This window comes from Stenotrophomonas sp. 116085_Sma (assembly GCF_056479585.1).
The window spans coordinates 1,425,421-1,437,721 of record NZ_CM151057.1 but is presented as its reverse complement, the minus strand read 5'-3'; the positions used below and the strand labels follow the sequence as shown (position 1 = coordinate 1,437,721).

Genomic DNA, 12,301 nt, shown 5'->3' with positions numbered 1-12,301 from the left:
TCAGCCCTGCCCGGCTCCGCGCCGCATCGGCGGCCACTGCCGGTAGGTCATCGCGCGCCACAGCCATTCCATCGGCCCAAAGCGGAAGTGGCGCAGCCAAGCGTGCGAGATGCCCAGCTGCACGGTGAACAGCAGCAGCGCGAACAGCAGCTGCACGCTGCGTGGCATCATTTCGAACGCGCCCAGGCCGTAGTGATAGAACAACCAGGTGCACAGCAGGGACTGGCCGAGGTAATGGGTCAACGCCATGCGCCCGACCGGCGCCAGCCAGCCCAGCCGCGCGCGCCAGTGCACGATCCAGGCCAGGTAGCCCAGGCACATCGGCAGGCCGCCGATCGTCACCAGCGCCATCGCCGCCGTCACCGGCAGATCGTAGGCGCCCGGCGCCAGATACGGTTTCCAGGCAACACCCAGCAGCGTGACCAGCAGGCCGAGGGGCAGCGCCACCCAACGCAACACCGCGTACAACCGCGGGAAGCGCTCCGGTGTGGCCAACGCGCCGCTGCCGGCAAACCAGCTGCCGATCAGGAACATGCCAAGCACCTCCGGACCGGTGATCAGCAGCGCCCCCATCGACGCGCCGAACTCATTCACCCGCTGGACGGTGGCCTGCATCCAGCTGCCGTGCCCGTACACCTGGCGCTGCAGATCGATGCCCTGCTGCGCCTCGGTGAGCATTTCCCGCACCTCGTCCGCAGAGGCCATCGACACCATCGCGCCGACCAGCAGCATCATCGCCACACCGCCGAGGTAGACCGTCGCGCCCATCCACGGCAGCCAGCTGCGCGGCGCCTCCCGGCAGGCCAGCAGCGGCAGCGAGATCAGCGCGTACAGCACCAGGATGTCGCCCGACCAGACCAGCACTGCATGGCACAGGCCGATCAGCAGCAGACCGGCACTGCGACGCAGGTAGAACGGGGTGAAATCACGCGCAGCCAGCTCGGCGCGTTGCGCCATCACCGCAAAGCCGGCGCCGAACAACAGCGAGAACAGCGTGAAGAACTTACCCTGCACGAACACATAGACAAAGGCATCGGCCCAGTAGTCAATGCCATGCCAGTGCACGTCGATGCCGGTGAACGCCAGGTCCAGCGGCCCGCTGAAGGCCTCGATGTTCATCAGCAGGATGCCCAGCAGCGCGGCACCGCGCAGCACGTCCAGCACGGCGATGCGTTCGCCGGAGGCCATCGGCTGCAGGGAAGGAGAAGCGGCGTTCACGGGGCATCCGTCGGGCAGGTCCGTCATTATGCCGTCGGCCCGCACGCCGTGGATGGGCGCGCCGTGTTCCAGAAACGCAACGGCCCGCCGAAGCGGGCCGTTGCTGACATCACGATCGCGCTGCGATCAGTGGTGGTGACCACCGTCGCCGTGGACGTGGCCGTGATCGATCTCTTCCTGGCCGGCTTCGCGCACATCGACGATTTCCACGTCGAAGTGCAGGTCCTTGCCAGCCATCGGGTGGTTCAGGTCAACGTCGACGACGCTCATGCCGACCTTCTGCACGGTCACCGCACGCGGGCCGAAGTTGGTCTGCAGCACGACCTGCTGGCCCGGAGCCAGCTTGGTGTTGCCGAAGTGCTTCTTCGGCACGCGCTGGGACAGGCCCTCACGGCGCTCGCCGTAGGCGTCGGCAGCATTGACATCGACGCTGAAGGTCGCGCCGGCTTCCTTGTCCATCATGGCGTTTTCCAGGCCCGGGATGATGTTGCCGTGGCCGATCAGGATCGCCAGCGGCTCGCCGCGGTCCTTGGACGATTCGATCGGCTCCTGGCCGACTTCGGAAACGGTGTAGTGGAAGCGGACAACGCGGTCTTTTTCGATCTTCATGCGCAACTCTGTCTGGATCTGCCGGAGGCAGGCGGGTTGGGGCGGGTTGTCGCCCGGCGGGGACGCCGCCATCATGACGGCCAATCCAAGGTGGCGCATTATCCGGAGATCATGCACATCACGCCAGTTTCGTCCGGCCTCCGCCGGCTTCTCGCCCCGGCCCTGCTGCTGGCCCTGCCCCTGCTGATGACCGCCTGCGGCGGTGGCAAGGCCACCCGACCTGCACCTCCCCCGCCTACGGCGAACTGGCCGAAGACCGTGCCGGACAACCCGGAGGCGGCCAACTCGGTGCTGATGCGCGCCATCAGCCTGGTCGGCACCCCCTACCGCTATGGCGGCAACACCCCCGATTCGGGCTTCGACTGCAGCGGCCTGGTCGCCTATGTCTACCGCGAGATGCTGGACCTGAAGCTGCCACGTACTTCGCGCGATCTCGCGGCGGTACAGGGCCCGAAGATCGATCCGCAGCGCCTGGCCACCGGCGATCTGGTGTTCTTCGGCAGCCGCGGCAGCGTCACCCACGTTGGCATTTATGTAGGTGAAGGGCGTTTCGTGCACGCGCCGAGTACCGGTGGCACCGTGCGGCTGGACTCGCTCAGCGGTCCCTACTGGAAGGACCACTACACAGGCGCGAAACGTGTCCTTCGCTAAGATGAACAGGCGATATGTTCAAAACTGTGACGCACATCACCTTGAAACTAACGGATTACTAACGGAATTTTTAACTTATCCGCGCTTTTACAGGGCATGATGCCCCATCGTTTTTTTCCTGTGACCGACGCGTGACGACTGACGACCTGAAAAGCGAAGGCCAGACTTCCGTATCTTCACGCAGTGCCCGCCCGTTGTTGCTTGGCCTGGCACTGTGTCTGACCAGCCTCCCGGCCTGGTCGCAGACTGCTCCGAACCGTTCCGATGCAACCCCGGCCCCGGTGGCCGAGAGTACCGCCCGACCGGCCGCCAAGGCCGAGGCTGCCGCTCCGCAGCGCAGCCGCGTCGACGCCGCCGCCAGCGCTACCCTGGCCGCCCTGCTGCCGCACCTGGCCGCCAACGACACCATTCCGCTGATGGACCGCTCGGCCGTGGTGGCCGGTGACCTCAGCCGCCTCCTCGCCAACTACGACACCAGCAGCGCTGCCAATGGCAGCGTTGTCGGCACCGCGGCCGACAACGGCAAGGTGCAGTCGCTGCTGCGCCGTGCAATGACGCTGCTGGGCACCCCGTACCGTTGGGGTGGCAGCAACCCGGACAGCGGCTTCGACTGCAGTGGCCTGGTCGGTTACGTGTTCCGCTCGGCCCTGGGTATCGAGCTGCCGCGCGTCTCGCGCGAAATGGCGCACGACGACAACGCCGAACTGATCAACGACCGCACCGCGCTGGCCGCTGGTGACCTGGTGTTCTTCGGCCGCAAGGGCCGCGTCGACCACGTGGGCATCTATGTGGGCGATGGCCGCTTCCTGCACGCACCGAGCTCCGGCAAGGACGTCCGCGTGGACACCCTGCTCAGTGGCTACTGGGGCAACAAGTTCATGCAGGCCCGCCGGGTCGACCTCTGACCGGTTGGCGCCACCGAGCCGCCTGATGCGAGAAGCCGCTGCCCTGCAGCGGCTTTTTTGTTTGCGCCCCCGGTAGGTGCCGACCTTGGTCGGCACAGCGCCATCTGCCCTGGTGGGTGCCGACCTTGGTCGGCACCGCCACCATCCTCGTGGCGTGGATCTACCGGAACAAAACAAAAGGCCCGCCGGTCAGGGCGGGCCTTCCATCACCACCACGCAACCTCAGCCGCGTGGCGGTGTCGGGTCGGGATCATCCACGCCCACGTTGCTGGACGGGTTGTCATACACCGCCTGGTCGAGCAGCCCGGTCTCCTTGGCCACGATCACCGGCACCAGCATCTGGCCCGTCACGTTCGTCATCGTGCGCATCATGTCCAGGATGCGGTCGATGGCATACAGGTAGCCGATCGTCTCCAGCGGCAGGTTGGCCGCGCTCAGCACCACCGTAGCCATGATCACCGCGGTACCTGGCACGCCGGCCGTACCGAAGCTGCCCAGCACCGAGGCGATCAGCACCACCACGTACTGTTCCGGGGTCAGCGGCACACCGCTGTACTGCGCGATGAACACCGCGCACAGCGCCGGATAGATCGCACCACAGCCGTCCATCTTGATGCTGGCGCCCAGCGGCACCGCGAACGAACCGTAGTCCTTGTTAACGCCCAGGTTGTGGGTGATCGAACGCAGCGCCACCGGCATCGCGGCGAAGCTGGACGAGCTGACGAAGGCCACCTGCATGCCCGGCGCCGCGCCGCGGAAGAACTTCAGCGGATTCAGACCATGCGCCAGCAGCAGTGCGCTGTAGACCACCACGATGTGCAGGGCACAGGCCACGTACAGGGCCAGCACGAAATGACCCAGCGGCAGCAGCTTCTCGAACCCGTAGCTGCCGACCAGACCGGCGATCAGCCCGAAGGTACCGATCGGGGTGACTTCCAGCACGAAGCGGGTCACCTGGATCATGATGTCGCTCATCTGGCCGACCAGCTTGCGCGCCTCGGTCACCTTCTCGCCCAGCTTGACGATGGCGAAACCGACCAGACCAGCAAAGAAGATCACCGGCAGGATCGAGCCACGGCCGGCGGCCAGCACGGTTTCACCCGCGGCATTGACCTTGGTGCCGATGCCGGACAGCGCATAGAAGACATTGGCCGGCACCACGTCCAGCAATACCTGTACCACGCTGGGCACTTCGCGCGGCACATAGTTGCTGGCCATCGCCAACTGCAGGCCACCCGCGCCGGGCTGCAGCACCGTGCCTACGGCCAGGCCAACGCACACCGCCAGCGCGGCGGTGATCACGAACCACAGGAAGGTGCGGCCACTGAGCGCGGCGATCGACTTCTGGCCGTGCAGCGACGAGATCGCATTGATGACCGCGAAGAACACCAGCGGCACCGCGATCATCTTGATCAGGGTGACGTACAGCTCGCCGAGCGGGCCGAACCACGTTTCCGCGGCCGGGCCGAGCGCCCAGCCGGCCAGCGCGCCGAGCACGAAGCCACCGACCACGCGCTGCCAGAATGGAATCCGCAGCCAGGCAGAGACCAGCTTCATAGGCAATCCAGAGGGAAGGAAGGGATGCTGGCACGATAGCCCAACAACGGCTGGGGAACGACCGCCCGGCCGGCAAATCAGTGTGTCATCGGCGTGCCTTGCGAGGGCGGGCATAATGAACGTCCCGTTACAGTTTGTGAGATCCCAGCGTCCATGCGCCGTTCCGTCTCCCTGTTGGCCGCCTGCGCCACCACCCTGCTGCTGGGCGCCTGCGCCAGCACCGCACCCGCGTCCGCTCCGGCCGGCCTGAAGGTCGCCGTCGATCCCGTCGCCCACCCGGCCGGCGAGACACCGCAGTGGTGGTACCGCAGCGGCGCCGCCCAGGCCGCCGCCAACGGCGCGATGTCCGGCAAGGCCAGGAACGTCATCCTGTTCCTCGGTGACGGCATGAGCCTGACCACCGTGGCCGCCTCGCGCATCTACGAAGGCCAGCAGAAGGGCGGCTCCGGCGAAGAGAACCTGCTGTCCTGGGAGCGCTTCCCGGCCACGGCGTTCAGCAAGACCTACAACACAGATTCGCAGACCCCCGATTCGGCCGGCACCATGACCGCCATCACCACCGGCGTGAAGACCCACATGGGTGCGATCGGCGTCAGTGCCGGCAGCCGCACCGACTGTGCCGACAGCCTGTCCAAGGGCCTGCTGACCTGGCTGCAGCTGGCCGACAGCGCCGGCCTGGCTACCGGCGTGGTATCCACCGCGCGCCTGACCCATGCCACCCCGGCCGCCACCTATGCGCACTCGCCCGAGCGCAACTGGGAAAACGACACCGACCTGACCGACGCGGCCAAGGCCGCAGGCTGCAAGGACATCGCCCAGCAGCTGCTGTCGACCTCGCGCTATGGCCGTGGCCCGCTGGTCGCCCTCGGCGGCGGCCGTGGTGAGTTCACCACGGTGGAAGAGCGCGACCCGGAGTACGACGACAAGGTCGGCCAGCGCCTGGATGGCCGCAGCCTGGTGCAGGAATGGCAGCAGGCGCACCCGCAGGGCGCCTACGTGTGGAACAGCAAGCAGCTGGCCGCCGCCGCGGATGCGCCGGCCATCCTTGGCCTGTTCGAACCGGACCACATGCGCTACGAGTACGAGCGCCCGCAGGATCCGGGCGGTGAGCCGAGCCTGGCCGAACTGACGGCGGCAGCCATCAAGAATCTGGCCAAGCACCAGGAAGGCTACGTGCTGATGATCGAAGGCGCGCGCATCGACCACGCCAACCACAGCGGCAACGCCTACCGTGCCCTGACCGAGACCGTGGCGCTGTCCGACGCGGTGCGCGTGGCCAACGAGCTGACCTCGGCCGACGACACCCTGATCATCGTCACCGCCGACCACTCGCACACGCTGAACTTCGTCGGCTACCCGGCACGCGGCAATCCGATCCTGGGCAAGGTGAAGGACAAGGGCGGCGAAGATGGTGCCGGCAAGCTGGACTACGCGCTGGACGGCACCGGCCAGCCCTACACCACGTTGAGCTACGCCAATGGCCCGGGCCATACCGGCAGCAGCAACCAGCAGCCGGCCGGCCCGAAGCGCTACCCGCACAACCCGAGCAGCTTCGAACCGGCCAACGGCCGCCCGAACCTGCGCGAGGTCGACACCGAGCATCCGGACTACATGCAGGAAGCACTGGTGCCGATGAAGTCCGAATCGCATGGTGGTGAAGACGTCGGCATCTGGGCGCGTGGCCCGGGCAGCAAGGCGATCCGCGGCACGCTGGAACAGAACGCGATCTACCACATGATCGTGCAGGCCACCCCGGCCCTGCGCGAGCGCCTGTGCCAGGCCGGCACCTGCGATGACAAGGGCGTACCGGTGCAGCTGCCGGCACCGACGGCCTTCGAACGCAAGGCCGAGGCCAAGTGATCGTGCCGCAGGCCCGCCCTGCCCCCGCCCGCGGCCGTTTCGCGCGGTCGCTGGCCCTGCTCGGCGCGCTGGCCAGTTCCAGCGCGCTGGCGCAGGCACCGGCCTGCAAGCTGCTGACCGACGAACACGGGTTGTGGCCGCTGCCCAACTGCGAGGTGGTCGATCACCGGCCGAAGATCAGCGCCGATACGCTGAAGGACCTGAACTACGACGACCACGGCCTGGCCGTGGTATATGCCGATCAGGGCTTCCACTACATCGACCGCAAGGGCCGCAGCCTGCCGGTGCTGACCTGGGACAACGGCCCGGAGACACCGGAGGAAGGCCTGCTGCGCGGGCGCGTCGGCAATCGCGTGGGCTACTTCGATCTGACATTCCGCCAGGTAGTGCCGGGCACCTTCGATTTCGCCTGGCCATTCCGCGATGGCGTGGCCGAGGTCTGCAACGGCTGCCGTCGCGGCACGCCGGATGGCGATGGCCACACGCCGATGGAAGGCGGCGAGTGGTTCCGGATCGACCGCTCGGGTCGTCGGGTGAAGTAGGGTTTTCGGCAGGGCTGCGCCCTGCACCTGCAGACGCAACGGCAACGGCCGAAGCAACAGCAACAGCGTGCATTCCGTGGGATGGCGGGGCACTGTGGGTTTGCGGGGACGCCGTAAACCCATCCATGAAGTGCCCCCCGAGACTTGGACGGGGTCAGGCGGCCGATTGGGCCTGCTCCCGGTACTTTACCGGGCTCAGACCTTTCAGTTTCAGTTTGATGCGCTCTTCGTTGTAGTACTGGATGTATTCCACCAGCCCAGCCTCCAGACTCTCGATGCTGTCAAAGCTGTTCAGATAGAAGAACTCCGACTTCAACGTTCCGAAAAAGCTCTCCATTGCCGCATTGTCCAAACAGTTGCCACGCCGGGACATGCTTTGCTTCAACGAGTGCTTTTCCAGCATGTGCCGGTAGTTTTCATGCTGGTACTGCCAGCCCTGGTCAGAATGGATCATGGGGCGCTCATCCGGGGAAAGCTTGCTGATGGCCTCCTCCAGCATCTGACCCACCAGATCGAACACGGGCTGGCGCTTGATCTGATAAGCCACGATTTCACCGTTGTAGAGGTCCATGATCGGCGACAGGTACAGCTTCATGCCCTGCACCTTGAACTCGGTGACGTCGGTCACCCACTTCTGATTGGGTCGCTCGGCCTGGAACTCACGATTGAGATCGTTGCCAACCACAATATTGGCCGCCCCCTTGAAGGCCCGATAGCGCTTGACGCGCACGCGCGATTTCAGGCCCATCTCCCCCATCAGGCGCTGTACCCGCTTGTGATTGGTCCGATGGCCCTGATTGGCCAGTTCCAGCGTCACCGTGCGATAGCCATAGCGCCCTTGGCTCTGATCGTAGATTGCACGGATACGCTCACGCAGGTCTGCCTCGTCCTGATCCGGATGGGCCAGGACATGGTTCTGGTAATAGAACGTACTGCGCGACAGCCCTGCCGCTTCGAGCAGAAGCGACAGCGTATGAACCTGCCTCAATCCTTGGATGGCTTGCGCTTTGCGTCTTGCGCCGCCTGCTCTTCCCGGATCAAGGCATCGAGTTTTTTTAGGTAGTCGGTCTCCGCGCGCAGATAGGCGACTTCCTTGAGCAGCTCATCGCGGCTCATATCCTCAGGTGGCTTGGACGAACGGGTCTTTTTCATCGGCTTTCGGGGCGGCGGCAGGGGCGGTGCCAACGCTTGGGCACCGCCCTGAGCATACAGGCGCCGCCACTGCCCCACTGCGCCGGCATCACCAATCTGAAAGTAGGTGGTGGCCTCGCGCCCGGACATGCCGTCCTGGCTCATCTTCTCCAGGACAGCCAGCTTGAACGCGAGGTCATAGGACCGGGCCTGGCGGTGAAACCCGCGCCAACCGTGCAGCCGATAGGTCGCCACCCAGCGTCTGACCGTGGAGAACTCCAGGCTGTGGCGACGAGCAACGGCTTTGACCGATGTGGAGGTCTTGCAGGCCTCTTTGGCGACCTGCAGTTTGAAACGCGCGTCGTATCTGTTCATGTATCCCTCGGGGTTGGATCTGGCGTCCAACTCCCGGGGGTCACTTCACCATGGGGGCTTGGTCGCCGCATCCATGCGGCTCACACCCCGCAAACCCACAGTGCCCCACCTTCGACAGTTGGCTGGTGGCCAGTGGATCCACGCCATGCGTGGATGAAATCTGTCAGATATCGAATTGAATCCGGGGTCAGATCCGTTTTCCTGCGGAAAACGGATCTGACCCCAAGAGCAATTCCGACAGTTCGCAGGAAACTGTCGAAGGCGGGGTGGGTCCGGTTGCGGGAGTGTCCGCGGCATGGATGCCGCGGCCAAGCCCCCAAGGATGGGTTTACGGCGTCTCCCGCAACCGGACCCACCCCGCCATCCCTCAGCTGACCAGCTGTTGCTGTTGCTGTTGCTGTTGCTCTGGCTCGTAGCGGGTGCAGGGCGCAGCCCTGCCAAGTAAACCCCACCCTATACTTGCCGCCGTGACTGCCTTCCCCGCCCTCGTTCCGCTGGATGCGCCGCTGCTGGTGGGTTACAGCGGCGGTGTCGACTCCACCGTGCTGCTGCACTGGCTGTGGCGCTGCGCCCAGGCCTCCGGCACTCCGCTGCGTGCGATGCACGTACACCACGGTCTGCAGCCAGCCGCCGACGACTGGGTACGGCATTGCCAGCAGCAGTGCGCGGCCCTCGGTATCGAGCTGGCCGTGCACCACGTACAGGTCGACGACACCACAGGCCTGGGCCTCGAAGGCGCGGCGCGCCAGGCACGACGTGCCGCCTTCGCGGCCGAGCTGCGCGAAGGTGAAACGCTGGCACTGGCGCAGCACCAGGACGACCAGGCCGAGACCTTCCTGCTGCGCGCGCTGCGCGGTTCGGGCGTCGATGGCCTTGCAGCGATGTCCGCACGCAGCCGTCTTGGCGAACATCACCTGTGGCGACCACTGCTGTCGACGCCGCGCACCGCGCTGCTCGACTACGCCCAGCAGCACGCGCTGCAATGGATCGAAGACCCCAGCAACGCCGAAGACCACGCCGATCGCAACTTCCTGCGCCTGCAGGTGTTGCCGTTGCTGCACCAGCGCTGGCCCCATGCGGCTGCAGCATTGGTGGGCAGCGCGACGCATTGCCGGCAGACCCGCGAAATGCTGGACGAGGAAGACGCCGAGCTGATCGCGCATCTGGAAGTGGCACCGCGCGTGCTGTCACTGGAACTGCTGCGCCAGATGTCGCCGCGCCGCGCAGCACGCGTGCTGCGCGCGTGGGTGCTGGGCCATGATGCGGCACCGTTGCCGGCCTCGGTGTTGCAGCAGGCGCTGGAGGAGCTGTTGCCGGCCGACATCGACCGCCAGGCGCGTGTGCGCTGGCAGGATCACGTGATCCAGCAATGGCGTGACCATGCCTACCTGCTGCCGGCCCGGCTGCCCTCGCTGCCCCTCGACTGGCAGGCCGCCTGGGATGGCCGAGCACCGCTGCCATTGCCCGACGGTGGCCAGCTGAGCCTGCTTGGCGCCAGCGCTTTCGAACAACCACTGCAGGTCCGTGCACGCGTGGGCGGTGAGCGCATCCTGCTGCCGGGTCGCCAGCATTCGCATGCGCTGAAGGACTGCCTGCAACGCGAACATCTTGCCCCCTGGCGACGCGCCCAGCTGCCGTTGATCTTCGATGGCCCGCAGTTGCTGGCCGCCGCCGACGTGGTCATCGCCGCGCCCTTGCAGGCCTGGTTGCAGGCCAACGAGGCACAGCTCCAGTGGCGTCCCGGCGGCTGGTGAATTGACCCCCGCGCGCGGCCCGTCCACACTTGCCGCATGGCCAAGAAGTCCCCTGAAAACGCCTCCCCGGTCGCCCAGTTCGAGCAGTCGCTCGAATCGCTGGAGCAGCTGGTGGAGCAGATGGAAACCGGCGAGCTGAGCCTGGAAGCGTCGCTCAGTGCTTACGAACGTGGCGTCGGTCTGTACCGCCAGTGCCAGCAGGCACTGGAGCAGGCCGAACTGCGTGTACGCCTGCTCAGCGATCCGGCGCAGCCGGAAGCCTCCGAGCCTTTCGATCCGCCCAGCAATGACGGCTGAGGTTCTGTTCGCGCGCTGGCGCGACCGTATCGAAAGCCAGCTCGACGCTGCCCTGCCCTCGCCTGCCGAAGCGCCGCAGCGCCTGCACCAGGCCATGCGCTATTCGGTGCTGGGCGGTGGCAAGCGCATGCGCCCGCTGCTGGTGTATGCCAGCGGGCACCTGTTCGGCGCGCAGCCTGAAAGCCTGGACGCAGCGGCCATGTCCGTCGAGCTGATCCACGCCTATTCACTGGTGCATGACGACCTGCCGGCAATGGACGACGATGCCCTGCGCCGCGGCAAGCCGACCACCCACATCGCCTTCGACGAAGCCACCGCGATCCTGGCCGGCGACGCACTGCAGACCCGTGCCTTCGGCCTGCTGGCCGATGCGCCACTGCCCGCCACGCTGCGCGTGGCCTGCCTGCAGACCCTGGCCCACGCGTCCGGTGCCTCCGGCATGTGCGGCGGCCAGGCGCTGGACATCGATGCCACCGGCCAGCAGCAGACACTGGCAGCATTGACCCGCATGCATGCCCTGAAGACCGGTGCGTTGATCCGGGCGGCGGTACGCATGGGCGCGCTGTGCGGCCAGGCCCACGAACCGCAGCTGGCCCAGCTGGACAGCTTCGCCGATGCGCTCGGCCTGGCCTTCCAGGTGCGCGATGACATCCTCGATGTCGAAGCCAGTTCCGAACAGCTGGGCAAGACCGCCGGCAAGGACCAGGCACAGGACAAGAGCACCTTCCCCGCCCTGCTCGGCATGGACGGTGCGAAGGCGCAGCTGCAGGAACTGGCGGCACGCATGCAGGCCCTGCTGGCCGGGTATGGCGACGAGGCCGATGCGCTGCGCGCACTGGCGACGCTGGCGGTGGAACGCGATCACTGATCGCTGCACGCGGCCCGGCATTTCCCGCACACGAAAACGCCCGGCAATGCCGGGCGTTTTCAGTTCCGCGTGCGGACGATCTTACTTGATCAGGCGCAGCGCGAACGGGTAGCGGTAGGCTTCGCCGTTGTTGGCCTTGACCGCAGCGATGATGCTGAACACCAGGCTGATGATGCCGACGATCGGCGCCAGGATGCCGCCGATGATCACGATCATCAGGATCATGCTGATGATCATGGCGATGGTCACGGTGATCTGGAAGTTCAGGGCTTCCTTGGCCTGGTCGGTCACGAAGGCCTTGCCCGCGTCATCCTTGTTGATCAGCCAGATGATCAGCGCGCCGATGAAGCCGGTGAAGATGCCCAGCAGGTGCGCGGCCAGGGCCATGGTGCGCTGGTCGGCCGGGACGTCGGTGGTGGCCGGCGGCGGCGGGACGTTATCGAATTCACTCACGACAAAACTCCTTTTCATTGGGTGGTCTTGACCAACCAGCACCCAGCTGATTGCGTCAGGCGCGCATAGCTTACGCCATCG

The 12,301-nt window shown here is 66.1% G+C and carries 12 protein-coding genes; 7 read left to right on the top strand and 5 right to left on the bottom strand.

All coding sequences use genetic code 11. The features are described 5' to 3' along the window. Nucleotides 1-1,245: a DUF418 domain-containing protein gene (locus ACZK0Z_RS06665; protein WP_049430113.1), complete on the bottom strand. Its 1,245-nt coding sequence runs from the start codon at nucleotides 1,243-1,245 to the stop codon at nucleotides 1-3. Between the two features lie 99 nt (nucleotides 1,246-1,344). Then, a complete protein-coding gene (locus ACZK0Z_RS06660) occupies nucleotides 1,345-1,827 on the bottom strand; it encodes an FKBP-type peptidyl-prolyl cis-trans isomerase (protein WP_099554997.1) in 483 nt (160 codons plus the stop codon). A gap of 111 nt (nucleotides 1,828-1,938) precedes the next feature. On the opposite strand from ACZK0Z_RS06660, the gene ACZK0Z_RS06655 reads away from it, so the two are divergent. Together ACZK0Z_RS06655 and ACZK0Z_RS06650 are read left to right on the top strand one after the other, a co-directional pair. Then, nucleotides 1,939-2,478 carry a C40 family peptidase gene (locus ACZK0Z_RS06655; RefSeq protein ID WP_049430125.1) on the top strand — a complete coding sequence of 180 codons (540 nt, stop codon included), beginning with the start codon at nucleotides 1,939-1,941 and terminating at the stop codon, nucleotides 2,476-2,478. 131 nt (nucleotides 2,479-2,609) lie between these two features. After that, on the top strand, nucleotides 2,610-3,383 hold the full coding sequence (locus tag ACZK0Z_RS06650) for a C40 family peptidase (protein WP_053091939.1): 774 nt from the start codon (nucleotides 2,610-2,612) through the stop codon (nucleotides 3,381-3,383). A 222-nt stretch (nucleotides 3,384-3,605) separates the two neighbouring features. On the opposite strand, the gene ACZK0Z_RS06645 is transcribed toward ACZK0Z_RS06650, so the two are convergent. Next, nucleotides 3,606-4,940 carry a dicarboxylate/amino acid:cation symporter gene (locus tag ACZK0Z_RS06645; protein WP_049430111.1) on the bottom strand — a complete coding sequence of 445 codons (1,335 nt, stop codon included), beginning with the start codon at nucleotides 4,938-4,940 and terminating at the stop codon, nucleotides 3,606-3,608. Between the two features lie 153 nt (nucleotides 4,941-5,093). Here ACZK0Z_RS06645 and ACZK0Z_RS06640 point away from each other — a divergent pair, with 153 nt between their 5' ends. Next, nucleotides 5,094-6,800 (top strand): alkaline phosphatase, encoded by a 1,707-nt coding sequence (locus ACZK0Z_RS06640; RefSeq protein WP_049430109.1) that lies wholly within the window; start codon nucleotides 5,094-5,096, stop codon nucleotides 6,798-6,800. Then, nucleotides 6,797-7,342, top strand: coding sequence for a WG repeat-containing protein (locus tag ACZK0Z_RS06635; RefSeq protein WP_197633351.1), 546 nt, complete (start codon nucleotides 6,797-6,799; stop codon nucleotides 7,340-7,342). Before ACZK0Z_RS06640 ends, ACZK0Z_RS06635 begins: the two co-directional genes overlap by 4 nt. 154 nt (nucleotides 7,343-7,496) lie before the next feature. Here the strand turns inward: ACZK0Z_RS06635 and ACZK0Z_RS06630 are convergent. Continuing rightward, a protein-coding gene (locus ACZK0Z_RS06630; RefSeq protein ID WP_197633811.1) for an IS3 family transposase occupies nucleotides 7,497-8,848 on the bottom strand; the annotation gives its coding sequence in 2 pieces (ribosomal slippage) (nucleotides 7,497-8,401 and nucleotides 8,401-8,848; 1,353 coding nt in all). A gap of 467 nt (nucleotides 8,849-9,315) precedes the next feature. Here ACZK0Z_RS06630 and tilS point away from each other — a divergent pair. The 3 genes from tilS to ACZK0Z_RS06615 are packed head-to-tail and all read left to right on the top strand — an operon-like array spanning nucleotide 9,316 to nucleotide 11,767. After that, on the top strand, nucleotides 9,316-10,602 hold the full coding sequence (tilS, locus tag ACZK0Z_RS06625) for a tRNA lysidine(34) synthetase TilS (protein WP_197633652.1): 1,287 nt from the start codon (nucleotides 9,316-9,318) through the stop codon (nucleotides 10,600-10,602). A 36-nt stretch (nucleotides 10,603-10,638) separates the two neighbouring features. Next, nucleotides 10,639-10,899, top strand: coding sequence for an exodeoxyribonuclease VII small subunit (locus tag ACZK0Z_RS06620; protein WP_197633651.1), 261 nt, complete (start codon nucleotides 10,639-10,641; stop codon nucleotides 10,897-10,899). After that, nucleotides 10,889-11,767, top strand: coding sequence for a farnesyl diphosphate synthase (locus tag ACZK0Z_RS06615; RefSeq protein WP_197633650.1), 879 nt, complete (start codon nucleotides 10,889-10,891; stop codon nucleotides 11,765-11,767). Before ACZK0Z_RS06620 ends, ACZK0Z_RS06615 begins: the two co-directional genes overlap by 11 nt. Nucleotides 11,768-11,848: 81 nt before the next feature. Here the strand turns inward: ACZK0Z_RS06615 and ACZK0Z_RS06610 are convergent, their stop codons facing one another. Next, complete coding sequence (locus ACZK0Z_RS06610) at nucleotides 11,849-12,220, bottom strand: DUF4870 domain-containing protein (protein WP_049428316.1); 372 nt, start codon at nucleotides 12,218-12,220, stop codon at nucleotides 11,849-11,851. Nucleotides 12,221-12,301 lie beyond the last annotated feature (81 nt).

Bases quoted from the DNA above. Each gene is read 5' to 3' on its own strand.
- ACZK0Z_RS06640 (WP_049430109.1), top strand. From the start codon at position 5,094: ATGCGCCGTTCCGTCTCCCTGTTGGCCGCCTGCGCCACCACCCTGCTG.
- ACZK0Z_RS06620 (WP_197633651.1), top strand. From the start codon at position 10,639: ATGGCCAAGAAGTCCCCTGAAAACGCCTCCCCGGTCGCCCAGTTCGAG.
- ACZK0Z_RS06655 (WP_049430125.1), top strand. From the start codon at position 1,939: ATGCACATCACGCCAGTTTCGTCCGGCCTCCGCCGGCTTCTCGCCCCG.
- ACZK0Z_RS06615 (WP_197633650.1), top strand. From the start codon at position 10,889: ATGACGGCTGAGGTTCTGTTCGCGCGCTGGCGCGACCGTATCGAAAGC.
- ACZK0Z_RS06660 (WP_099554997.1), bottom strand. From the start codon at position 1,827: ATGAAGATCGAAAAAGACCGCGTTGTCCGCTTCCACTACACCGTTTCC.
- ACZK0Z_RS06645 (WP_049430111.1), bottom strand. From the start codon at position 4,940: ATGAAGCTGGTCTCTGCCTGGCTGCGGATTCCATTCTGGCAGCGCGTG.
- ACZK0Z_RS06665 (WP_049430113.1), bottom strand. From the start codon at position 1,245: ATGACGGACCTGCCCGACGGATGCCCCGTGAACGCCGCTTCTCCTTCC.